Genomic DNA, 22462 nt, shown 5'->3' with positions numbered 1-22462 from the left:
TGGCCGACCACTCGCCCAGGCGCACGGCAACGACGTCTCGTCAGACCGCTCCCCGGTGGTGCTCCACCTCAGCGCCAGTCACGGCCCACACCGCACTGTAGTAGACGCGCAGCCTGCTCACCCCGGTCAATGTCCGGCGCCGGAAGGCGACTTGCCGGGGCCCGCCGGCTCGGGCCGGGGCCAGGGGCGGGGACGAAGGGTGCGGTCGTGAAGGGGCGGTCGCCTGCGCGGCGAAAGGCTCTGCGGGGCTTCAGCCCGGACGATCGTCCCCGCAGGCAATAGGTGAGGCCCGGGGACACTGTCCCCCTCACGACCACGTCCTGGACAACGCGGCCGGGCGTGGCGGCATTCCCGCGCCGTGGGCGTACGGATGCGTCAGGCGCTGCGGGGTCTGGGCGCGGGCGGGTTCCTGGTTCGTTCGGTGAAGTCCGGCTCGGTGCGCACGCACGGCGGAGGGAGCGGCCACGCCCGGCCGGTGCGTTGCCCGACGGCCGTCCCGGTGGCCCGACTGGTCGGGGCCGGCCGCGCATCCGGCCGGGCAGGGTCCGTGCCGGCAGGGTGTACGGGGCATGCGTGAACGGCGGCAACGCGTTGGTGTGGCCGCTCACACGGCGCGCTCCATGCAGAGCAGTTGATCCCGTGTCTCCCATGATTCGGCGGTGGTGAAGCCGAGCCGCTCGTACAGGGCGATGGCGCTTGTGCGCCATTTCCACACCGACAGGCGTACCGTGCCGACGCCGTTTTCCGCGGCATGCGCGAGGGCGGCGCCGATCAGGCCGGACGCGATACCCCGGCTCCGGAATGCCGGGTCGGTCCAGAGTCTTTTGATCTCCGAGTGTCCGTCGGCGGGGGCGGTCAGCACGAGGCAGCCCACGGCTGTGCCGCCGCTCAGAGCCATCAGCACGGTGTCGTCGGCGAACGCGGCCCGCGGGTCCGAGATTTCTGTCCGGTAGCGGTCCGGCAGCGCGTCCGCATCGGCGACGGCCTCGCCTTTCTCGGCCTGAGTCCGCAGGTGGTAGGCCGCCAACAACTCGGCCAGCCGGTCCGCTGGAGGTCCCTGGCCCGGCCGGCGGACGATGACCACCTCGTGTTGATCGGTCATTGCGCCAGCATCACACGGGCCCGTGCCTGACGCCGCCACGGGCCTGTAGCAGTGCCTGCGCCTGCCGCGGGGGGGCCTGGAGCCGACAGGAGCGGCAGAGGTGGGTCCGGCTAGTCCTCGAGCCCCCAGCTGTGGATCCGCCTCGGGTGGATGCGGATCACCTCCTCGCTGAAGTGCGGGCCCAACTCGTGGGGGCCGATGAGGAGTTCGGCGTCCCCTCGGATGTCCACCCCGCGCACCGTCCAGGGCCGCAGGCTCACGATGTCGTCCACGACGAGCGCGGCCTTCGGGTTCTTGCGCAGGTTGCGCCACTTCTTCGTCTGTCCCATGGCGAACCCGCCGATCAGGATCGTGCCGTCCTCTTGCAGGAAGAACCCCACGGGATTGGCCTGCGGCTGCCCCGACGCATCGACCGTCGCGAGGCGCCCCAGCCGCTGTGCCACCAGGTACGCGCGTTCGGTCGCGGTGAATTCGGTCATGCCGGCAGCCAAGCATGTTCCGGCCCCGCGCACATCGGGTCACCGACCTAGGTCCGGGGGCTGAGCCCGAGTCCCAACCCCTGCGTCGGTGAAGGCGAGGGTGGAGCCGGAAAAGGCTTTGACGTGTGGTTCGCGGTCGCCGATGGCGGGCCGGACATTCGGGTCGGGAGGGCCCGAACCGCCGTGCCGGCGGCGGCTGCCACGCGGTGAGGGAGTTGTGCATGATTGTCGTGTCGGCCGCTTCGGGGGCTTTCGGACGGCTGGTCATCGACCGGCGGCTGGCCCGGCGCCCCGCCGACCGCATCGTGGCCGCGGTGCGTCATCCCGACGGGGCCGCGGATCTCGCCGCTCGCGGGGTCGAGGTCCGCCTGGATGACTACGATGCCCCGGCGACGCTGCGCACGGCGTTCGAGGGAGCCGACCGGCTGCTGCTGATCTCCTCCCCCGAGCTGGATTCCGCCCGCCGCGCCGGCCAGCACCGGGCAGCCGTCGAAGCGGCCTGCGACGCCGGGGTTGGACGAACACCAAGTGTGCGCGCAGGTTGTATACGACTGTTCGACGGCTTGCCGTGTCCATGTTCTCCCTCGCCCTGGTGGTGAGCGCCGGATACCTCGCCAGTCTCCTGCTGCGTATCGACGGTGTTCCCAGCCAGCAGGTGCTCGTCAGTGCCGTGCTCGTCTTCGGTGTGCCCGTCTCCGGCTATCCGGAGCAGCGCGTTCTGGAGAACCTGGTCGGGATCGCGGTGGTCATTCTCCTCGGCCCCCTGCTGTGGCCTCCCGACCCTTGCCGTCTCCTGTCCGGCCGGCTCGACGTCTACCGCGACCGCCTCGACCATCTGCTGAAGGAGCTGGGCCGCCGTCCCGGCCGGGCCCCGCTTCGGCAGGGGGCGGGGCAGACGGAGGGTCTGTGGCAGCAGCCCCATGACCTCGGGCGGGATCTGGAGCGGGCCCGGCAGGCGCTGCGCTGGAGTGTGACGCACCGTCGGTCGGCCGCCGCGCTCGACGAGGTCGGACACCGTATCCACCTGGCCGAACGCACCGCGGCTCCCTTGCACTGTCTCACCGCACAGCTGCATACCGCGGGCGGGCTGCCGGCGGCCGGCCCCTCGGACGCTCACGCCTCGGACGCGAACGCCTCTGCCGGTCACGGCCCGCTGCTGGACGCCGTGCGGCACGCACTGGTCCGCGCGCTGGACGGCGCCGATCCCGCAGAGCCGATCGCCCGGGCCCGGGCGATCGGCGGACAGGACGGGCTCGCCCGGAGCGGCCGGCACGACAGCCTGCTGCGCGGCATCCTGCTGCTCGTCCTCGACCGACTCGACGACTACCGCGAAGCGCACTTCACCGGCCAGTGACCGGCCGGCGGAGCGGCGGCAGCACAAGGGCCGGGTGCCGGCCGGTCTCGAGGCGGAGCCGGCCAGGCGTGAGGGGTGTGCGCAGGACAGGACAGGACAGGGGACGTGACTGCGCAAGCCGGGTTCGGTGGCGTTCCCCTGGGAGGCCGGCCGGGCCGGGCCGGGCCGGGCCCCGCTGGTTCGGCCCACGAGCCGGGGAGGGGCGCCCTCACACCACGGTTACGGCAGGCGCTCCCCCGCGCAGACCAGGCGGGCGACCTCACGGAGTTTGATGTTGTTCTCCTGCGAGTAGCGGCGCAGCACGTCGAAGGCCTGTTCTTCGGTGATGTGGTGGTGGCCCATGAGGATGCCCATGGCCTCGCCGATGGCGTGCCGGGTGGCGATGGCCTGTTCCATCTGGGCGTGGGTGCGGGCGCTGGAGAAGGCGACCGCGGCGTGGGAGGCGAGCAGCCAGCCGGCCGTCTCACTGGCCTGGCCGAACGCGCCGGGCTTGCGGGAGTACAGGTTCAGCGCGCCGAGGTCCTCGTCCTCGGTGAACAGCAGGAAGCCCATCATGCTGCCCACGCCGAGCGAGTGGGCCCTGGGGGCGTAGGCGGGCCAGCGCTGCCGCTCGCCGGTGAGGTCGGCGATGCGGAAGACCCGCTCTCCGCGCGCGCTGTGGGCGGCGTCGAAGCAGGGGCCCTCGCCGAGCCGTTCCTGGAGCTGGTCGCTGTCGACGACCAGTGGGTCGGTGGGCGCGAGGGTCTCCACCTTCGCGGCGTGCAGTACGAGAACGCCGGCCGCGTCACAGCCGTCGACCAGCTCGGTGGCCGATGCCGTGATCCGCTCCAGCGTGGCACCGACCGAATCCTGCGCCAGCAGATCACGCGCCATCGAGGCCATCTCCTGCGCGAACCGACCCCAGTCCACTCCGACTCCCGTCCATCGCCCGCCTGGACAAGCCTCATACCCAGCCTTTCACGCAACCTGCACAGCGGTGCCGGTGAGTGATGCGCCGGACAGGACACGCACGGACACGGCCGGATCGATCGACACGGATCGACGGCTGTGCGCGCCAGGCTCCGACTAGCCCGGAAGGGTTAAATCCAACATCTCGTCAGAGATAAATCCGGGGTCCAGCCCTGCTAGTGTCCGGGAGCGAGGAGGTGCCCCGTGGCGACCCAGGAAGAGCTGTTCGCGTCGGTGGACGCGCTGCTGGAGGAGGAGCCCCAGCTGCCCCTCCCGGCGGAGCGGGCCCGGCTGCGCGAGGAGGCCGGCATCACCCAGGCCCGGCTGGCGCAGGTGCTGAAGACGACGCCCCAGACGGTGAAGAACTGGGAGAACGGCAGGACGGAACCGCGCCCGCCGCGACTGGAGGCCTACCAGCGGCTGTTGGAGGGCTGGGCGGCCAAGTACCCGAAGAGGGCCCCTGCCGTTCCGGCCGCGCCCGCCGCACCCGCACCCGCACCCGCACCCGCACCCGCACCCGCCGCAGCTTCGGCTGCGGTCCCGGTCCCGGTCCCGGAGACGTTCACCGGCACCCCGCAGGAGGCGGCCCCCGCGGCCGAGGCCCCAGCACCGGCGGCCCAGGCACCGGCCCCAGCACCGGCTGCGGCTGCGGCTGCGGCCGTCGTCGCGCCCCCGGAGCCGCCCGCCCGGCGTCTTCCGCATCGGTTCCACCCCGGGCCTGGCGAAGGTCGAGGGCGTGCAGGAGATGGCGTGGGCGGTCGACCTGATGGAGCAGGGCCACAACCCCGCCCGGCACATCAAGGGCGACGGCCACGACGCCGCGTACGACGAAGGGGAATGACAGGCCGTGGGAGACATCGACGACGCCCTCGAGCGCGCCGGACGCGAGACGTTCACCCGGGAGCCGCCCAAGACCCTCAAGGGGCAGATCGGCTATCTGATGCGCCGGCTCGGCATCACGCGGGCGGTCGCGGCGGAAGTCGGGGTCAGCCGGCGGTCGGTGGAGCGCTACCTCAAGGGCGAGCGCAAGAGGCCGCCCCGGGCCATCGCCGACCGCGTCGACGACGCCGTACGCGCCCGCTGGCAGCCCCGCGTACGCCAACGCGCCCGCAGTCAGGCGGCGGGCGCCACCGGGATCACCATCGAGACCCGCGCCCGGTTCGGCTACAGCGCCCCCGCCGGCACCACCGACGACGGACGCTACCGCCGCCTCACCGTCCATCTCCCGCCGCAGTACGCGCGGCGGCTGTTCGACGCGCGCGACGCCGGGGCCGGCGACGCGCAGCTGCGCCACATCGTCGCCGAAGGGCTCCAGGAGATCTATTTCAAGGACGGCGGCCGCCGCGCCGACGGCCTGGAGGTCGAACTCAACGACATCGACTACTTCGACGTGTCCTTCTGACCGGAAGGCGGCCTGCACACAGCACAGTTCGGGAAGGCCGCAAAGGCCCGCGCAGCCCCTGGTGCGGCATGCGCCGCCGCAACAAGGGCGCGGCGCACCGGGGACGGCGTGTTCGCTACCGTGGCGGTCCATGACGGTCCTGATCACCGGGGGCAGCGGTTTCCTGGGCGGCGCATGATCCGGCAGGCCGCCGCGGCGGGGCGTCAGACATCTGCGACGTTCGCGTCCCGTCCCGGCCCTGCCCTGCCCTGCCCTGCCTCGGACGGTGTGGTCTGGCGTCCGCTCGACATCCGCGACCCCGCGCGTGTCGCCGCGGTGATCGCCGACGTGGCCCCCTCCGCCGTGATCACCGCCTCGAGCGGCGCCGACTGGGCGGTCACCGCCGACGGCGCCGTCCGCGTGGCGCTGGCCGCCGCCGAGCAGGGCTGCCGCCTGGTCCATGTCTTTAGCGACGCGGTGTTCTCCGGGGCGCGCGTCCGCTACGACGAGCGCTGTCTGCCCGATCCGCTCACCCCGTACGGCGCCGCGAAGGCCGCCGCCGAGACGGCGGTGCGGCTGCTGATGCCGGCCGCCGCCGTCGCCCGGACCTCGCTGATCGCCGGACACGGCCGGTCCGTGCACGAGCGCACGGTGCACGCCCTGGCCGACGGCACCCGCGACACGGTCCTGTTCACCGACGACATCCGCTGCCCCGTCCATGTCGACGACCTGGCCGCCGCCCTGTGGGAGATCGCGCTGTCCGGCGCGGCCGGAATGTTCCACCTCGCCGGGCCGGACGCCCTGGGCCGCCACGACCCCGGTGTGCTGATCGCCCGGCGCGACGGCCTCGACGGCGCGCGACTGCCCGCCGGACGGCGAGCCGGGTCCTCCCGGACTCGTGGGCGGGGTCGGGCAGTACGAGAACAGCCACCGGCTCTGTCATGTCCGCGGCCCCGAGGGCGTCATCGTCGCCCCGGCCGAGCAGCCCGGCTGAAGGCTGCCTGCGTTCCGGACGTCCGACCGACGGGGCGCACCGGACCGGGTTCGCATCGCCGGCACGGCAGTAGGGTGAAAAGGTGACCGCTCTGCCGGAGGACCGGCCGCCGCTGATCGGCGAAGACGACCGCGACACGGCCGTGCGGCGCCTGCGGGAGGCGTACGCCGAAGGTCACCTCTCGCACGAGGATCTGGACGAACGCCTGCACCGGGTGCTCACCGTCACAACGCACGGCGAGCTCGTGGCGGCTCTGGCCTCGCTGCCGGAGGAGGATGCGGGCACCACGTCCACGATCGCCGCCGCCGGCGGACGGATCAAGCGCGGCGGGGCATGGCGGGTACCTCGGTTCCTCAAGGTCGAGTCCGCGTTCGCCAGGGTGCTTCTGGACCTGTCCCGGGCGGTCGTCGAACATCCGGTGGTCGACATCGAGTTGCAGCTCGGCACCGGCAGGGCGAAGATCACGGTGCCGCGCGACGCGATCGTCGAGTACGAGGATCTGCACACCGGGTGGAAGGACACGCGGTACAGGCCCCCGCGGAGCTCCCGCCCCGGCGGGCCGAGGATCCGGATCTCCGGGGCCATGGGGTTCGGACGGCTGAAGATCCGCCACGCGCGGCGTTGAGGCTTCCGTCCGGCAACCAGGACCACCTGTTCGGGCACTTCTTCGTCCCAGCTCGACTGCCCATGCCGTGAGCCGATTCTGGGGCGGTGGACTTTGCGGGCGGGTAGGCGGCACGGTGTCCTCGTCGGCCTGCACCAACTGGGCGATCACCGGCTTCCGTTCCCGCCGGCCGAGGCCGCCGGCATCGTCGCTCGCCCGTGGTGCACCGAGCCGGTGCTGCCCCAACGCACCATCTGCTGCCGGCCGTTGCCGCGCCTGATCGGTCAGTCTGCGCACCCGGACCGGCGCGGCCACCGCACCTCCGGCGATCGACAAGGGCGCGGCCTGGCCGCCCGCTGCGGCAAGACCGCCGGCATCCCTGCCGCCGCGCACGCCTCGGCGGCGTGTCCGCGCCCCCATGCCTTGGCAGGAATCAGATCACTCCTGCTCCCCGTAGTCGTATCAACGACTGACTGCGTCGGGACGCCGTCCGGCCCACGGCGATGCTCGGTGCTGACCGCTGAATACGGTGGAGGGGCCCGGTGGAATGAGAGGACGCGAAGACGTGGATGTGTATGAGGCCGTGGACAGCCGCCGGGCCGTTCGGGCGTTCAGTGATGATCCGGTGCCCAAGGAGGTGCTCGAACGAGTACTGAACGCAGCGACGCGGGCTCCGTCCAGCGGAAACCTCCAGCCGTGGCATCTGTATGTCGTGACCGGCGAACCCTTGGCCGAACTGAAGAGGCGCGCGACCGGCAGGGCGCTGTCGGGAGACCCGGGCGATGAGCGGGAGTATCCGATGTACCCAGACGAACTGACCTCGCCGTATCTGGACCGCTTCTCCGCGGCGGCGGCCCAGCGGTACGAAGCGCTGGGGATTGAGCGCGACGCCCCCGACCGGCCCCGGAAGATCGCTGCCTTGAACTCGGAGGCGTTCGGGGCGCCGGTCGTCCTGTTCTGCTACCTCGACCGGACGATGGGGCCCGGACAGTGGGGTGATGCGGGGATGTACTTGCAGACGGTCATGCTGTTGCTGAGGGCGGAAGGGTTGCACAGCTGCCCCCAGGTGATGTGGACCATGTACCGCAGGACCGTCAGCCGAACCGTCGGAGCCGATGACGAGCGCGTGCTGTTCTGCGGCATCTCAGTGGGATTTGAGAAGGAAGGCGTGCCACGGCTGCGTACCGGACGGGCGGACATGACGGAAACGGTGAGCTTCATCGGAGTGTGACCGCTGACGTCCGAGATCGACAGGACAGGCCCTGGTCCTGATCGCTGCCCAACGCTCCGCCATCGGGCAGCGCGAGCTGCCAACGCCCGTCCTGCTTACGCTACTTGAGCGTGGCCGAGACCGTCAGCAGGTCGGTCCGAAGGGCCGTGAGCGGTTCCTGGTCACCGACACTCTCGGCCTGCTGCCAAACGAGCTGCTGGAGACGCCTCAGGAAGACCGGATCATGATCGCGTCATGAGCTCGCAGGAAAGGATTTGAGCGAGGCGGCGCCCCGCTGCTACTTTCGTGATGGACCGTGAAGTCGTCGTATGGAGGTGAGCCCCGTGAACACAGTTACCCATGGGTGCTCCCTCAACCCGTCACGGTCCGGCGGCTGACGTTCGGTGTCGCCAGGAGCGCCTGAGATCGAGGCACTCCTGGAAAGGGACTCCGATGAACACGAAGCCTTTCACATCTGGCCTGGGCGAGAACGCGGTGATGATCACGCGCGTCGCGGACCGGCAATGGCATGCACTGGATGACGACTTGGTGGTCGGCCGCGGGCATGCGGAGCACCGGCCTGACGGACGCTTGTTCGTCAGCATCGACGCCTGGCACGACGCCGCCTTCGACCGGCTCGCCGAGGCGATGCTGGCGGAACTGCCGGCGCCGCTGTACACGGTGGTCGACGAAGCCGACGCCGAGCTGACGGCCGGCTGGCGGCGGGCCGGTTTCTCGATCCGGCGCCGCGAGTGGGAGTACGTCGTGCCGACCGACCCGCAGGTCACAGGGCTCGAAGCAGTCCTGCCGCCTTCGGGCGTGACGATCGTGCCCGCCGGGCAGGCGGACGAGAGTCTGCTGCGGGCGGTGGACCGCGCGATCCGCGACGAAGTCGAGGCAAGCGTCGGGTGGCAGTCGATGCCCGCGGAGGTGATTCGCCGCCCCGAAGGCGACACCATCGTCGACCCGTCGAAGTACGCGGTGGCCGCGGCGCCGGACCGCTACCTGGGTCTGATCCGGGTGGTGACGGTGAACCGGCCGCGCATCGGGCTGGTCGCGGTCCGGGCCGGCGAGCAGCGCCGCGGCATCGCGCGGGCGCTGCTGGCCCACGCGCTGGAGACACTGCACCGCTCCGGGTTCGTCGCGGCCTGTACGGAAGTCCACGAGTCCAACCAAGCAGCCTCGGCGCTGTTCGAGGGCATCGGCGCCCAGCCGATGAACAGCAACCTGGAGCTGGTGCGATGACGAAGAACAAGAACGTCATCGAAGTCGAGGGCAAGGTCGTCGAGTGCCTGCGCAGCGCCATGTTCACCGTGGAGCTCGAGAACGGCCACCAGGTGCTCGCGCACATCAGCGGGAAGATCCGCAAGAACTACATCAAGATCATGCTGGAAGACCGGGTACTGGTGGAGCTCCCGCCGTACGACCTGACGCGCGGCCGGATCGTGTTCCGGTACCGGAACTGACGGCGGTCGACACCTTCCGCGGTAGCTGACCCCGGGGGCCCCGGTCACGGCGTTTCCGTGACCGGGGCCCCGATGATGGCTCGCACGGCCGCAGCGGCCACCGCTCCAGCCACCGCCGGCAGGTCCGGCCCGAGCCGAACTCCGGCTCCAAGGACAGCAGTTGCCAGGCGATGTCGTTGTGCAGCATGAGGCCCAGTTGGCGGACGCCGTCCTGACCAATGCGGATCCGGCGCGGTCGCACCTCGTGCGAGCCGACCTGAGGCGGATCCAGGCGGCCGGGGCGCACTTCGACGACACGTACCTGACTGGGGCTGAAATGGAGGATGCCGACCTGAAGCGGGCCAGCCTCGTCCGTGCCAGCCTGCCCGGCGCGATCCTGCGCGGAGCGGACTTGAGGCAAGCCGGTCTCCGTGACGCGGACTTCACCGGAGCGGACCTTACCGGCGCCGACCTCACCGGGGCGAAGAACCTGTCGACAGCGGGTTTCGATGGTGCCGTCCTCAAGGACACCCGAGGGTTGCCTGCATGACCACAGCCCGATTTCCACCACCCCGGCTCATTGCGTCAGCCGTTCTCACTCGACGTGATCCACAGGTTTCGTCCCGTGGGGCCGTACGGGCACGCGGAGGGGGTTCCCGCCGGTAACAGGAACCCCCTCGATCCCCGACGTCGTGCTGCCGGTCCCAGGAAGACAGGAAGACAGGACAGTTCCTACGGGGTGCGGCCGGGCCGCTGTCTCCCAGCTCATCACCGAACCGCCGTGACCACAAGATCGTTCGCCTCTTCGGGAGCCTTCGGAAGGGGCGCCGGAGTTTCGGAACGCCGTACATGCAGGTCACAGCGGTGGGGGTCGGGATGGTGGGGTTGTGCTGCGGCCGGGTGCGCCGGCGGGCGCGGCAAGAAGCCGGTCAGTATGCGACACGGACCGAAGACTTCAGAAATAGATCGGAATACCCGTCAGCCGGTAACGGAAAAGCGGAATCCTGATGCGGCAGGAGATTCCCCGAGCTTTCTTGAGTTCCGCTCGCATAACAGCCTTGCCGCGGAACGTCTTCACCTCCAGGGTCGGGGAATCCAAAACGCCTCGTGTCCCGGCCGGTAACCGGACACGGGGTGCTCCGTGCGGCGAATTGGCGTCGCTCCCAGGAAGACAGGAATTCGTTCATGCTGCATCGATACAGCCTTCTCCGTCGGCAGCAGTTCCCGGCCGGCGCGCTCGGCATCGGCACGGCCACCGCCGGTGCCGCCGGCGCGGGAGGTGTGTGATGGCGTGGGACCAGGTGCCCGGCAGGCGGCAGGCGGCGCATGACACCGTGCCGCCGCGGATCGGCAGCCGGCAGCAGTTCCGTGAGGAACTGACGAGACTGCGCACCGGGCTCGGTGTGTCGCTCGCCCAGCTCGAGCAGGCCAGCCAGCGGCAGGGCAAGAGGCTCCCGCCGGCCACCGTCTCCAATGTGCTGTCGCGGGACAGGCTGCCGGAGTGGGAGTTCGTCGCCGATTTCCTGGCCGCGTGCGGTCTGGACGAGGCGCAGCGCCAGCCCTGGCAGCAGGCCTGGCGGGAGCTGGCCGCGGTGTCCGCGACCCAGGCTTCCGTCCCGGCCCCGGCCCAGGCCCCTGCTCCGACTCCGGCTGGGGCTGGGGACCCTGGTGGTTCGGAAGCAGCCGCGTCTCCTCCCCCGGTGCCTTCCCCTCCCCCGGTGCCTTCGCCGCCTCCGGCAGCGCCCCCCGGCAAGCCGCCGGGCAAGTCCCCGGACGACATCCCGCCCGCCGACGGCGGCCGGTGGAAGGCGTGGCGGGCCGGGCTGGCGCGCCGCCGGGCCGCCGTGGCGGTCTGTGCCGCCCTCGCGCTCGCGGTGGCCGCCGGGGTGTACGCCGTCGACCAGCACGATCAGCGTGTGCGGCGCGGCAAGCAGCTGGAAGAGGAGAGGCAGCGGCAGGAGAAGTTCCGCGAGGAGCACTGCGGGACCCTGAACCCGGCGCTGGTGACCGAGGCCGGCGGGGAGTGCACGGGAGTGACCGACGGCCTCGACCGCTCCGACGTGTTCGGCTCCGCCCTGGAGCCCGTGCTGACGGCCATCGGTGCGGAGAACCACCGGGCGGCCCGCGGCGGCCAGTACGTCACCATCGCGTTCCTGGCGCCGCTGACCTCGGTGGGCCAGGCCGGCAAGGCCAAGGACCTGACGCTCGACCAGTTCGTCGGGGAGGTCGAGGGCGCCTACACGGCCGTCGAACGGGCCAACACCGACGACGGCCCGCTGAAGATCCGTCTGGTCCTGGCCAACATGGGCAGCGGCGAACTGCACTGGAAGGACACCGTCGAGGCGCTGGACGGGGTCGAGAACCTGGTCGCCGTCACCGGGATGGGACTGAGCCAGCAGGAGTCCGTCGACGCCGCCCGTGCGCTCAGCAAGAAGGACATCCCCATGGTCGCCGACCTCATCACCGCCGACGGATTCGACACCACCGGCACCATCGACAGCCCGCAGAGCGGACCGGAACGCATCAACGGGCTGGTCCGCGTCACCCTGACCAACGCAGCCCAGCTCAAGGCGCTCGGCGAGGAACTGGCCGGCGACACGCGCACCGCCGCGCTGGTGCGCACCGACGTGACCCCGAACGGAACCCGCGACTTCTACACCGACTCCCTCTACCAGGACTTCCGCACCGTCAGCGGGCTGAAGAAACACCTCGACCCCGCGGCGGACTTCTTCTTCGACCCCCGCGGCGGGGCGGCCTCGATCCTGGACACCATCGGCCAGAACCTGTGCAACACCCAGCGCCCCGTCGACACCGTGTACTTCGCGGCCCGCGAGAAGTACCTGCCCGACTTCCTCCAGGCCCTCGGCCGGCGCAGCTGCCACCGCCGGCCCATCACCGTCGTCTCGGGGTCCGACACGGCGGCCCTGGACCCCAAGACCCTCACCGGCCTGAACCAGGAGGGCGAGGCACCCATCGCCGTCCTGTACGCCTCCCTGCCCGCCGCCGCGGCGCTGCGCGGCCCCGGCAACAGCGACCACAACCTGTACGACAAGTTCCTCGAGGCCTTCGCCGGCGACCACCACGGGCAGAAGTTCCCCGCCGGCCACGCCACCCGCGGCTACTGGCCCGTCCTCGCCCACGACGCCGTCCTCACCGCGACCACCGCCATCCGCAACGCCACCACCCCCACCACCGCACGCCCCAACCGGTACGCCGTCCTCAACCACCTCTACGCCCTCACCGACGGCGCCGTCCCCGCCGCCACCGGGCGCTTCGGCATCGACACCACCGGGAACCGCACCAGCGTCCCCATCACCCTCCACCGCCTCGGCACCACCGCCTCCTGACCCCGGCCCGGGCATCCGGCCGCGTCGCTTCGGGGTGCCCGTCGTCAGGCGGGCACCCCGGCCTCGTTCATGACCACGGCCATCGCGTCCGGGGGAAGGGCCGGGTTGGCGCCCGCGCCGTCGAAGGCGATCAGCCGCAGCAGCAGCGGTGTGGGGAGGGCGGGGTTGGCGGCGACTCCGTTCAGCGCGGAGGAGTGGAAGGCGACCATGTCTGCGCTCCCCCGGCCCGCCGCGTTGCGCGCAGCCCTCTTCGGACGTCTGCACGGCATCGGTCTTCCGGCCGGCCGTCATCCTGCCATGCGGCGGACCGTCTGTGCACGTGATCGCCGGGAGCCCGCCCACCGTGTCCGGGGCTGTTGCCGCCCTGGCCGCAGCCGGCTGAGAACGAGGAAGCCGGGGCGCGGCACGCCGCTCGGGAACGGGCGCTGCACGGCCGCCGAGGCACCGCCGACCAGCTGCCCCGGCTGCCCGGTTCATCGGCTCAGGAACAGGGGCCGGGAACCTGTGGACCGGGGTGCCTGTCATGCGTGCTGCGGACCCCGGAGCTTCGGTCTGTGGGGGCGTGTCCGCGAACGCGCGACAGCGGCCGGCCGGGTACACGTGAACGTGCCCACTCCGGCGTACCGCACAGTGCCGGGCCGTTCGGGAGGAGACCGCCCGGGGCCGGTGCCGGCCCTCCGCCTCGTGGCTGTGGCCGGCGAGGTCGTGGCGCGGCGGTTGCTCGGTTCATTCCTGCGTCCAGGTTTGGAGCAGGGCCTTGCGCGCGTGCGGCTTCGGTGTTGCCTCCTGGCCGTGCTCACAGCCCCAGGCCTCGAGGGCTCGCAGGTCCGCGGTTCCTGCCACGAAGCGGGCGAGCAGGTCCTGGGAGAGCGCCGTCTCCTCGGCGCCGTATCCTCCGGCCGCCGCCGAGTACACCGTCACCTGCTGCGGCCCGTCCTCCGTTTCCAGCCGCAGCGTCATCGCGGTCGGGCCCTCGCCGATGAAGGCGCCGGCCGCGGCCGAGACCACCGAGCCGAGGAGCTTCGCCACACGGCCCGACGGGTTCTCGGTGGGCACGTCCTCGATGACCGCGGAACGCAGTCCTTCCCACGTCCACGTCCGTGAGCCGCCGGGGTCCAGGGCTTCCAGCCCGTCGGCGGTCAGCCGGACACCACCCCCGACGGCGGTCGGCGGCGACCCCACGTACACCGCGTCCGGAGTGATCCAGAACAGTCCGACCATCGTCACGCCCGACTCCCACTCTCGTCGCTCCGGCACGGGCCCCGCCCGCAACCCTTACCGCCCGACGGGAGCCGAACGCCGCCGCCACGCCGAGGTGCCGTGCCGGGACGGTGCCGCCGCGGTTTGGTTTGGCCTGGCCTGGAAAGGCAGCGCGGGATGCGGGCCGGGGACACTCGTTGGCTGCCGGCCGGTCCGGTCCGCCGGTAGGGGTGCGGTGGGCTGCCGGGTCAGGCCGCGGTGTTGTGTTCCGGCGGCAGGATCAGGGTGGGTTCGAGGGGCACGCGGGCGGCGGCGGGCTCTTCGTGGATCCGGGTCAGGGCGGGGCGTGCGCCCCGCTGCTGGCGCCAACCCGCCTGGGCGGCCACCACGGCGACGTAGGGGATGAGGAAGGCGCCGGCCAGGGCGCAGAGGGCGAGGGCGGGCCAGCGGTTCCAGGTGGCGGCCATGACGACCACGCAGGCGCTGCGTACGAGCATGGCGGCGAGGTAGCGGCGCTGGCGGCCGCGGACGTCCTGGGTCAGGCCGGTGCGGGCCTGGGTGATGGACTCGGGGCGGGGGCCGTGCCGGTGCCAGGGGGTTCGGCGCATCAGGGCCTCCGTGGACGCTCCGGCTCGAGTGCCGGATGGCCGGAAAAAGAGGGCGGAGCAGGCTCCCTGCGGGCTCTCTGCGGAGCGGGGCCGAGGGGGCCCGCGCGGTGCGGGTGTTCGCCTGTGCCGCCGGTGCGGGCCGGCGGCACGGGGGCGGCGCGGGTGGTCTGTCCCCTGACCGCCCGCGCCGCCGGGTCAGTGCAGTTCCTGGTCCGGTTCGCGTCCTGGCTGGAGGGCACCGGGCCGGGCGGTGTCCAGGTGTCCGTTCGGCGAGGCGTGGCCGTCCGGGGCGTGGTCGAGGTGTGCGCGGGCCTGCTGCATTTCCTGCGGTGTCGGGTGGGGGATCTGGCCGCTGTTCAGCCAGCGGCTGAGGCGGTGGCGCAGTATCTCCTTGCGGGCCCGCGGGTTGGGCACACCGTCGTGCTCGGCCGCGGGCGCCGGTGCCGTCTCGCGGACCTCCCTGGACAGCAGGGCGTACTCCTGTCCCCGGTCGAGGGGCTCGTGGACCTCGACGAACTCGCCGTGCGGCAGCCTTCTGATCTTTCCGGTCTCGCGGCCGTGCAGGAGCTTGTCGCGGTCGCGCAGCTGGAGGCCGAGGCAGATCCGCTTGGTGATGACGTAGGTCAGTGCCGGGACGAGGAAGAACCCGATCCGTACCGCGTAGGTGATCTGGTTGAGGGAGAGGTGGAAGCGCTCGGCGAGGATGTCGTTGGCGCCGCCGAACAGCAGGACCAGGTACAGCGCGACGAAGGCGCAGCCGAAGGCGGTGCGGGTGGGGTGGTCGCGGGGCCGGTCCAGGAGGTGGTGTTCGTCCTTGTCGCCGGTGACCCAGGCTTCGAGGAAGGGCCACAGGGCGAGGACGAGCATCATGAGGGTGGGCAGGATGACGGCTGGTATCAGGACGCCGAAGTTGACCGTGTAGCCGCCCGGTACGGTCCATTCCCAGGCGGGGAAGGCCCGCAGGGCGCCTTCGAGGAAGCCCATGTACCAGTCGGGCTGGGAGCCCTGGGAGATCTGGTCGGAGCGGTAGGGGCCGTAGGTCCACACGGGGTTGATCTGGGCGATGCCCGCGGTCAGGGCGAGGACCCCGGAGACCAGGAAGAAGAAGCCGCCGGCCTTGGCCGTGTAGTGGGGCATCAGGGGCTGGCCGACGACGTTGTTCTCGGTGCGGCCGGGGCCCCGGAACTGGGTGTGCTTGTGGTAGAAGACCAGGATCAGGTGGATGACGGTCAGGGCCAGCATGATGCCGGGGATCAGCAGGATGTGGAGGCTGTAGAACCGCGGGACGACGTCCTGGCCGGGGTATTCGCCGCCGAAGAGGAACATGGTCGCGTAGGTGCCGACCACGGGGATGGCGAGGGTGACGCCTTCGGCGATGCGCAGTCCGGTGCCCGAGAGCAGGTCGTCGGGCAGTGAGTATCCGACGAAGCCTTCGAGGATGACCAGGACGAGGATCACGAAGCCGATCAGCCAGTTGACCTCGCGTGGCTTGCGGAACGAGCCGGTGAGGAAGTGGCGCAGGGTGTGCAGGCAGAGTGCGCCGATCATGGTCAGGGCCGACCAGTGGTGCAGCTGGCGGATGAACAGGCCGCCGCGTACTTCGAAGCTGATGTCGATCGTGGAGGCGTAGGCCTTCGACATCGGGATGCCCTGGAGCGGGACGTACGAGCCGTGGTAGACGGTCTCGGCCATGCTCGGCTCGAAGAACAGGGTGAGCCAGGTTCCGGTGAGGATGAGGATGATGAAGCTGTAGAGCGCGATCTCGCCGAACATGAACGACCAGTGTTCGGGGAAGACCTTGCGGGCCAGGAATCCGAAGTTGTAGATCCCCAGCCGTCCGTCGGCCCAGTCGGCGATGCGCTCGCCCTTGGGCGCTTCGGTGCGCCCGCTCGGCGGAGCCTCCTCGATCGTGCTCATACCCGCGCGCCCTCCCGTCGCCGCTCGGCCGTCACAGGCACACCCCGCCCGGCCGGTGAGCGGTCGGGGGTGGGGGCGGCCTGCCGCGGCGCAAGCGGGCCCGTGCCCTGGAGCGGATCGAACGCTATCGACGCGTGAGGAGGGCGAACAACCGCGCTCAAGCGAGACTCAAGTCTGTACCGGGTTGATTCCGGGGCGAGTTGGGAGCCGGACGGGATCCGGTCTGCGGCCGGCGGCCACAACAGGCCTTGATTTACGGCCGGGTTGGCGGTTCGTGAGCGTTCCTCTTCACTCAAGTGGGCCTGGTCGGCGGCTGGTTGATCCACTCCTGTCATGTGCGCAGCGTAGGTCCGGGCCGCTTCGGCGCGCGATGGGGCCGAATCCGCCGTACGGCTCGAACACGCGGGTGCGCCAGGGGGGTTCACGGCCGCCGCTGGTCGCCTGCGGGTGCCGCGGCCGGCCAGGGAGCCTGCGGGCCCGTGGGCCGCGGCCGGGCGGCCAGGGCGGCGGGCCCGGTGGCCGGTACGTCCGGCGCGGCCGGGCGGCGCCTTCGCGCTTCGGGGCCGTGGGTGAGGCTGGGCGGTGCCGCCGGGGCCGGGCCGTGCGCGGGGCGCCACGCGGCCCGCAGCAGGCGGGGCCGCAGCGCGGCGGCGGGCGGGGCGGCCGTCTGGTGCTGGTGGAGCAGCAGCGTCGCCGCGTGCCGGTCGGTGGTCGCGGCGGCCGCCATCCGGGCCGCGTACCGTCTGCCGAGCCGGGCGCGCAGTCCGGCCGGCAGGCCCTGGGCCGCCTGCGCCGCGTTCAGGCTGCGGATGCCTGCCCGCCAGGCGGGGGCGACGCGGTGGGCGAGGGCCTGGCGCAGCCGGTAGCTGAGGCCGACGGCTGTTCCGTGGCCGGCCAGCAGGTCGTCGAGGACGAGTGCGCACTGCACGGCGAGCGTCATGCCGTGGCCGTGGGCCGGGTCGAGGGTGGCGAGGGCGTCGCCGACGACGAGGAACTGATCGGGCCAGCGGCGCAGTTTCTCGTAGTGGCGCCAGCGGTGCTCGCCGGGGCCGTAGCCGTAGAGCGGGCCGAGCGGGGTGGCGGCCTCGAGGAGGTCGCGCAGCAGCGGGTGGGGCAGGGCGGCCGCGGCGCGCAGCAGGCCCTCGTGGTCGGTGGGCGGGGGTGTGCCGTCGCTGGAGCTGAGCGACACCGACCAGCGGCCGCCTTCGACGGGGTTGAGCACGCCCTGGCGCGGGTTGCCGGCCGAGGGCATGAGCAACAGGCTCTTGAAGTCGGCGACATGGCCGACGGGCGGCGCGAACACGGCGGTGGTGTGGACGGTGCGGGCGGCGGCCACCGACTGCGCGGGCGGCTGGTAGCCGAGTTCGGCCAGCCACCGGGGGGCGGACGAGTCGCGCCCGGAGGCGTCCACCACGAATTCGGCGGGTATCAGGCGCCGGGGTGTCCAGCCGTCGGGGGCCTGCCGGTCCCGGCCGCGGGCCCATACGCCGGTGACGGTGTCGTTGCCGCCCTCCCGCAGGGCGACGACCTCGTGGGCCGGCAGGAAGGCCACCTTGGGGTCGGCGCGCAGCCGGTCGCGTATCACCGAGTCGATCAGGTCGCGGCCGGCGCTCAGCATCGACAGGCCCGAGTCGAACCGGGGCAGCCAGCCGGCAGGGCCGAGCAGCAGCATGTCCTGGGGCATGCGGACGCGGACCGCTCCGGCGCGGGTGAGGTCCCGGCCGATGCCGGGGAACAGCTGCTCCAGGCCGTGCTGGGCGGTGGTGGTGAGGCTGTGCGGGTGCCGTGCCTGGGGTACGCCGCGGCGGCGCCCGGGGCCGCGTGGCAGCCAGTCGCGTTCGATGACGGTGACCCGGTCCATGAAGTTGGCCAGGGCCCGCGCCGCGGTGAGCCCGGCGAGGCTCGAGCCGATCACGACGGCGTGGCCGTGGCCGCCTGCGTCGACGGCGCGTGCGTCCAGACTCAACTCGGCTTTCCCCCCTGTGTGTTGTGGTTGCATCATGCGGTGCGGGGCCGGCCGTGCGGCAGGGTGTGTCCGGCCGGCCGGTGGGGCCGCCGGGTGGGGGCGGTGCTGTGGTGGGCGCGGCGGGGACGGCGGGTCGCCGGGGGTGTGCAGCGGCGATGTGCCTGGTGGGATGCGCCTGTCCGGCGCCGTGCGCGGGCGCCGGACGGCGCCCGTGCACGGCGCCGGTTCCGGGGCGGGGGTTCGAGCGGACGTCGAGGGATTCACGAGGAGGACTCCGGCGGCCGTCGAGGACGCGGCAGGCCGCCGGACGGGGGCCGCTGCGGCGGCGGGGCGGTGTGCGGGCGGCCGGGGCGGGGCGCGGCGGCTCGGCGGTGCCCCGAAGGCCGGTTGCGGGCGGGGCGGGAACCGGCGGGCGGGGCCGGGCCCGGCCCCGCGTCGCGGGGGCACTCCCCGCGTACCGTGCTCACCCGCCATCGGGCGGCCCGGCCGGGCCCGGGAGCAGCGGAAGAACCCGGCGGCGCCAGCCATGTTCCACCCGGTCGTCGTCGGCGGGTCATCGTCGGCGGGCGCCGCCGTGGCCTGACGGCCGGCGGGGTGGTGGCCGGTGGGGTGACGGCGGCGGACGCGACGGCCGATGGGGTGACGGCGGCGGACGCGACGGCCACTGGCGTGACGGCCGATGGCGTGAGGGCGGCGGACGCGACGGCCACTGGCGTGACGGCCGATGGGGTGACGGCGGCGGGCGCGACGGCCACTGGCGTGATGGCCGGTGGGGTGGCGGTTGGTTCGGTCATCGGTCGGCCATCAGGTGGGCCACCCGGTGGGCCAGTTCCACCGACTGGCCGTGGTTGAGCCGCGGGTCGCAGGCGCTCTCGTAGCGCAGGCCCACGTCGGCCGCGGCCACGGGGGCCAGGGTGCCGCCCGCGCATTCGGTGACGGGTGCGCCGGTGAGTTCGAGGTGCACGCCGCCGGGGTGGGTGCCGAGCGCACGGTGCACCTCGAAGAAGCCGCTGACCTCGTCCACGATCGCCTCGAAGTGGCGGGTCTTGTGGCCGCTGGGGCTCTGCACGGTGTTGCCGTGCATGGGGTCGCACACCCACACCACCGGGGCGCCGCCGGCCGTCACCTTCTCCACCAGGGGCGGCAGCACGTCGCGGACGGCCGCGGCGCCCATCCGTACGATGAAGGTGAGGCGGCCGGGTTCACGCCGGGGGTCGAGGCGGTCGGCGAGCGCGAGGGCCTCGTCGGCGGTGCTGCGCGGGCCGAGTTTGACGCCGACGGGGTTTCGGATGCGGCTGGCGAACTCCACATGGGCGCCGTCGGGCCGGCGGGTTCTCTCGCCGATCCAGACCATGTGCCCGGAGGTGGCGTAGCGGCCTGCGGTGCGGGCGTCGAAGCGGGTGAGGGCGCTCTCGTACTCCAGGAGCAGCGCCTCGTGGCTGGTGAAGAGCTGCCCGGGCGGGTCGTCCGGGCGGGCGGCCGGGCGGGTGCGCAGGTAGTTCAGGGTGGCGGCGGAGGCGTCGTACACGCGGGTGAGCCGTTGGGCGTCCGGGGTGCGGGCCTCGGCGGTGAAGCGCCGGTCGTTGACGGCGTCGCCGCGGTAGGCGGGCAGGGTCAGGGCGCCGCGGGTCTCGGTCGGGCTGGAGCGCGGTTTGGCGTACTGGCCGGCGATGCGGCCGACGGTGACGACGCGAAGGCGGGTCGCGGACGTGAGCGCCGTGGCCATCCGGCCGAGCGTGTGGAGTTTGCCGTCGAGCTGGTCGGCGGTGAGCGCGTCGAAGGTCTCCGCGCAGTCGCCGCCCTGGAGCAGGAAGGCCTCGCCCCGGGCCACGGCCGCCAGCCGCTCGCGGAGCAGGTCGCACTCGCGGGCCGCGACCAGCGGCGGGCGGGCCGTGAGCGCGTCGACCGCGGCGCGCAGGGCGGCGGGGTCGGGCCAGTCGGGCTGGTGGGCGGCGGGCCGGCTCCGCCAGGATTCGGCCTTCGGGTCGTCAGGCGGCGGGCAGGCGCCCGCGGCACCGTGAACGGCGGCAGTCACGAAAGACATGACCTCAATTCCTCAGCTGGGGTCGCCCGGGCCGGCGAGCGTCCGGCCGGCCGGTGGGCCGGCTGCCTGGGCGCGTTCCGGCCGGGTCGGGCAGGGCGGCTGGTGCGGCGTCGGTACGGCGTCGGTACGTGCGCCCGCCGGCGGGGCCCGGGGCGGGGCGGCCGGGGCGGGGCGCAGTGGCGCGGCGGTGCCCCGAAGGCCGGTTGCGGGCGGGGCGGGAACCGGCGGGCGGGCCGGGCCCGGCCCCGCGTCGCAGGGGCACTCCCCGCGTACCGTGCTCACCCGCCATCGGGTGGGGCGGCCGCGGGGGTCGGTCTGTCGGAGGGGGACACGGTCTGGCGCAGCGCGGTCTCCTTGATGAAAAGCCCCGCGACGAGGACGGCCGCGCCGGCGCCGGCGGCGGCGAGGAACGCGGCGTGGGTGCCGGCGGCGGTGGCGTGCCGGTAGGCCTCGCGCACCGGTGCCTGCAGCGCGGACAGGCTCGCCGCGTCCAGCCGGGCGTGGTCGAGCGCGGGGCGGCCGGGGGCGCGCTCGGCCATCGCGTCCAGGACACGGCTGTTGAACAGGGCGCCCATGAGGGCGACGCCGATCGAGCTGCCGAGCATGCGGAAGAGGGTGACCGCGGCCGAGGCGGCCCCGATGTCGTTCCTGTCGACGCTGTTCTGCGCGATCAGCGTCACGATCTGGACCAGGCAGCCGAGGCCGGCGCCGAGGACCGTCATGCACAGCGCGGACTGCGGCCGGGAGGTGGTGGTGTCCATCTGTGACAGCAGTACCGTCCCGGCGAGCAGCAGCCCGCCGCCCGCGACGGGAAAGATTCTGTAGCGTCCGCTGCCGGTGACGACCCGGCCCGCGAACGCGCCGACCGCGGTCATCGAGACCAGCATCGGCAGCAGCAGCAGCCCGGAGCCGGTCGCGGAGGCGCCCTGTACGGCCTGCTGGTACAGGGGCAGGAAGAGCACGGCGCCGAACAGCACGAAGCCGGTCAGGAACGCGATCACCGACATCAGCGCGTAGTTGCGGCTGCGGAAGATGTGCAGCGGCACGACCGGCACGGCGGTCCTGCTCTGGCGGACGGCGAAGGCGGCCAGGCACAGGGCGCCGCCCGCGGCCGGCGCCACGAGGGTGCCCGGGTTCCCGGCGTACGGGGCGCCGGCCCGGGTGGTGAGCAGGACGATCGCGGTGATGCCGGCCATCAGGAGCACCGCGCTCAGGTAGTCGATGCGCGCCGGGGAGCGCCGGTGGGGCAGCCGCAGCACCGACGTGGTCAGGACGAGGGCGAGCGCGCCGATCGGCAGGTTGATACAGAACGCCCAGCGCCAGCCGAGGTGGTCGGTGATCGTGCCGCCGACGAGCGGGCCGCCGATCATGGCGGCCCCCATGGTGGCGGCGAGCAGGCCCTGGTAGCGGCCCTGTTCGCGCGGGGGTACGAGCTCGCCCACGATCGCGACGGCCCCGGCCATCAGGCCGCCCGCGCCGATGCCCTGGAGGGCCCGGAACGCGATCAGCTGGCCCATGTCCTGGGCCAGGCCGCACAGCGCGGAGCCGGTGAGGAAGACGGCGGTTGCGCCGAGGAAGGCGCCTTTGCGTCCGTGCAGGTCGCCGAGTTTGCCCCAGACCGGCGTGACGGCGGCCGTGGCGAGGGTGTAGGCGGTGACCACCCAGGTCTGGTGCCGCACGCCGCCGAGGTCGCCGGCGACGGTGGGCATCGCGGTGCCCACGATCATGTTGTCGAGCTGGGAGAGGAGCATCGCGAGCAGCAGCGGGATCAGGGCGCGGCGCCTGTCACGGCGCTGTGCGCGCTGCTGGTGCGCGCTGCCCGTCGCCTCACCGGCTGTGGTGGCCACCCTCGCTCTCCCTGCT

At 72.7% G+C, this 22462-nt stretch carries 19 protein-coding genes, 2 pseudogenes and 1 riboswitch; of the genes and pseudogenes, 11 read left to right on the top strand and 10 right to left on the bottom strand.

Annotated elements, in window-relative coordinates; translation table 11 throughout:
- Positions 1–6: 6 nt before the first annotated feature.
- Positions 7–92, bottom strand: a riboswitch (ZMP/ZTP riboswitch).
- 512 nt (positions 93–604) lie between these two features.
- Together G9272_RS44460 and G9272_RS44455 are read right to left on the bottom strand one after the other, a co-directional pair.
- Positions 605–1102, bottom strand: a complete 498-nt coding sequence (locus G9272_RS44460) for a GNAT family N-acetyltransferase (protein WP_171394605.1) — start codon at positions 1100–1102, stop codon at positions 605–607.
- 110 nt (positions 1103–1212) lie between these two features.
- On the bottom strand, positions 1213–1581 hold the full coding sequence (locus tag G9272_RS44455) for a PPOX class F420-dependent oxidoreductase (protein ID WP_171394606.1): 369 nt from the start codon (positions 1579–1581) through the stop codon (positions 1213–1215).
- A 221-nt stretch (positions 1582–1802) separates the two neighbouring features.
- On the opposite strand from G9272_RS44455, the gene G9272_RS44450 reads away from it, so the two are divergent.
- Complete coding sequence (locus tag G9272_RS44450; protein WP_253267627.1) at positions 1803–2180, top strand: NAD(P)H-binding protein; 378 nt, start codon at positions 1803–1805, stop codon at positions 2178–2180.
- Positions 2150–2935 (top strand): hypothetical protein, encoded by a 786-nt coding sequence (locus G9272_RS44445; protein ID WP_171394607.1) that lies wholly within the window; start codon positions 2150–2152, stop codon positions 2933–2935. Before G9272_RS44450 ends, G9272_RS44445 begins: the two co-directional genes overlap by 31 nt.
- A 219-nt stretch (positions 2936–3154) precedes the next feature.
- Here G9272_RS44445 and G9272_RS44440 read toward each other — a convergent pair whose 3' ends face one another.
- Positions 3155–3844: a GAF and ANTAR domain-containing protein gene (locus tag G9272_RS44440; protein WP_253267628.1), complete on the bottom strand. Its 690-nt coding sequence runs from the start codon at positions 3842–3844 to the stop codon at positions 3155–3157.
- Between the two features lie 243 nt (positions 3845–4087).
- Here G9272_RS44440 and G9272_RS44435 point away from each other — a divergent pair.
- The 9 genes and pseudogenes from G9272_RS44435 to G9272_RS44390 form a co-directional block, all read left to right on the top strand.
- A pseudogene (locus G9272_RS44435) lies at positions 4088–4297 on the top strand (helix-turn-helix domain-containing protein); the annotation flags it as partial.
- A 433-nt stretch (positions 4298–4730) separates the two neighbouring features.
- On the top strand, positions 4731–5285 hold the full coding sequence (gene tpg / locus G9272_RS44425; RefSeq protein ID WP_171394608.1) for a telomere-protecting terminal protein Tpg: 555 nt from the start codon (positions 4731–4733) through the stop codon (positions 5283–5285).
- Between the two features lie 130 nt (positions 5286–5415).
- Positions 5416–6152, top strand: a pseudogene (locus G9272_RS44420) (sugar nucleotide-binding protein); the annotation flags it as partial.
- Positions 6153–6340: 188 nt separating this feature from the next.
- Positions 6341–6883, top strand: a complete 543-nt coding sequence (locus G9272_RS44415; RefSeq protein WP_171394610.1) for a DUF1707 SHOCT-like domain-containing protein — start codon at positions 6341–6343, stop codon at positions 6881–6883.
- Between the two features lie 544 nt (positions 6884–7427).
- Positions 7428–8093, top strand: a complete 666-nt coding sequence (locus tag G9272_RS44410; RefSeq protein ID WP_171394611.1) for a nitroreductase — start codon at positions 7428–7430, stop codon at positions 8091–8093.
- Positions 8094–8525: 432 nt separating this feature from the next.
- Positions 8526–9317 (top strand): GNAT family N-acetyltransferase, encoded by a 792-nt coding sequence (locus G9272_RS44405; RefSeq protein ID WP_171394612.1) that lies wholly within the window; start codon positions 8526–8528, stop codon positions 9315–9317.
- The gene (gene infA, locus G9272_RS44400) at positions 9314–9538 is read left to right on the top strand and encodes a translation initiation factor IF-1 (protein ID WP_010981942.1); all 225 of its coding nucleotides are present in this window, start codon (positions 9314–9316) and stop codon (positions 9536–9538) included. Before G9272_RS44405 ends, infA begins: the two co-directional genes overlap by 4 nt.
- Positions 9539–9698: 160 nt before the next feature.
- The gene (locus G9272_RS46035; protein WP_171394613.1) at positions 9699–10067 is read left to right on the top strand and encodes a pentapeptide repeat-containing protein; all 369 of its coding nucleotides are present in this window, start codon (positions 9699–9701) and stop codon (positions 10065–10067) included.
- Between the two features lie 736 nt (positions 10068–10803).
- Positions 10804–12864, top strand: a complete 2061-nt coding sequence (locus G9272_RS44390; RefSeq protein ID WP_171394614.1) for a helix-turn-helix domain-containing protein — start codon at positions 10804–10806, stop codon at positions 12862–12864.
- Positions 12865–12908: 44 nt separating this feature from the next.
- Here the strand turns inward: G9272_RS44390 and G9272_RS44385 are convergent, their stop codons facing one another.
- The 7 genes from G9272_RS44385 to G9272_RS44355 form a co-directional block, all read right to left on the bottom strand.
- Positions 12909–13073, bottom strand: coding sequence for a hypothetical protein (locus tag G9272_RS44385; RefSeq protein WP_171394560.1), 165 nt, complete (start codon positions 13071–13073; stop codon positions 12909–12911).
- A gap of 517 nt (positions 13074–13590) precedes the next feature.
- A complete protein-coding gene (locus G9272_RS44380; protein WP_171394615.1) occupies positions 13591–14091 on the bottom strand; it encodes a hypothetical protein in 501 nt (166 codons plus the stop codon).
- A gap of 221 nt (positions 14092–14312) precedes the next feature.
- Positions 14313–14672 (bottom strand): DUF3099 domain-containing protein, encoded by a 360-nt coding sequence (locus G9272_RS44375; RefSeq protein WP_171394616.1) that lies wholly within the window; start codon positions 14670–14672, stop codon positions 14313–14315.
- A 195-nt stretch (positions 14673–14867) separates the two neighbouring features.
- Positions 14868–16589, bottom strand: coding sequence for a cytochrome bc1 complex cytochrome b subunit (qcrB, locus tag G9272_RS44370; RefSeq protein ID WP_171394617.1), 1722 nt, complete (start codon positions 16587–16589; stop codon positions 14868–14870).
- Between the two features lie 421 nt (positions 16590–17010).
- The gene (locus G9272_RS44365) at positions 17011–18555 is read right to left on the bottom strand and encodes an FAD-dependent oxidoreductase (RefSeq protein WP_171394618.1); all 1545 of its coding nucleotides are present in this window, start codon (positions 18553–18555) and stop codon (positions 17011–17013) included.
- Positions 18556–19345: 790 nt separating this feature from the next.
- The gene (locus G9272_RS44360) at positions 19346–20599 is read right to left on the bottom strand and encodes a 3-deoxy-7-phosphoheptulonate synthase (RefSeq protein ID WP_171394619.1); all 1254 of its coding nucleotides are present in this window, start codon (positions 20597–20599) and stop codon (positions 19346–19348) included.
- 278 nt (positions 20600–20877) lie between these two features.
- Positions 20878–22446, bottom strand: a complete 1569-nt coding sequence (locus tag G9272_RS44355) for an MDR family MFS transporter (RefSeq protein ID WP_437184240.1) — start codon at positions 22444–22446, stop codon at positions 20878–20880.
- Positions 22447–22462: the final 16 nt, after the last annotated feature.

Origin of the sequence: Streptomyces asoensis (assembly GCF_013085465.1) — a bacterium.
In the GTDB taxonomy this organism is placed as follows: Bacteria; Actinomycetota; Actinomycetes; order Streptomycetales; family Streptomycetaceae; genus Streptomyces; species Streptomyces cacaoi_A.
Note: the sequence above shows the minus strand (reverse complement) of the source record. Positions and strands in the feature narration are given on the sequence as shown.

What these genes read in the sequence shown, in the direction of transcription:
- G9272_RS44450 (WP_253267627.1), top strand. Translation starts at nt 1,803, where the DNA reads ATGATTGTCGTGTCGGCCGCTTCGGGGGCTTTCGGACGGCTGGTCATC.
- G9272_RS44385 (WP_171394560.1), bottom strand. Translation starts at nt 13,073, where the DNA reads ATGGTCGCCTTCCACTCCTCCGCGCTGAACGGAGTCGCCGCCAACCCC.
- G9272_RS44455 (WP_171394606.1), bottom strand. Translation starts at nt 1,581, where the DNA reads ATGACCGAATTCACCGCGACCGAACGCGCGTACCTGGTGGCACAGCGG.
- G9272_RS44360 (WP_171394619.1), bottom strand. Translation starts at nt 20,599, where the DNA reads ATGTCTTTCGTGACTGCCGCCGTTCACGGTGCCGCGGGCGCCTGCCCG.
- G9272_RS44375 (WP_171394616.1), bottom strand. Translation starts at nt 14,672, where the DNA reads ATGCGCCGAACCCCCTGGCACCGGCACGGCCCCCGCCCCGAGTCCATC.
- G9272_RS44405 (WP_171394612.1), top strand. Translation starts at nt 8,526, where the DNA reads ATGAACACGAAGCCTTTCACATCTGGCCTGGGCGAGAACGCGGTGATG.
- infA (WP_010981942.1), top strand. Translation starts at nt 9,314, where the DNA reads ATGACGAAGAACAAGAACGTCATCGAAGTCGAGGGCAAGGTCGTCGAG.
- qcrB (WP_171394617.1), bottom strand. Translation starts at nt 16,589, where the DNA reads ATGAGCACGATCGAGGAGGCTCCGCCGAGCGGGCGCACCGAAGCGCCC.
- G9272_RS44390 (WP_171394614.1), top strand. Translation starts at nt 10,804, where the DNA reads ATGGCGTGGGACCAGGTGCCCGGCAGGCGGCAGGCGGCGCATGACACC.
- G9272_RS44460 (WP_171394605.1), bottom strand. Translation starts at nt 1,102, where the DNA reads ATGACCGATCAACACGAGGTGGTCATCGTCCGCCGGCCGGGCCAGGGA.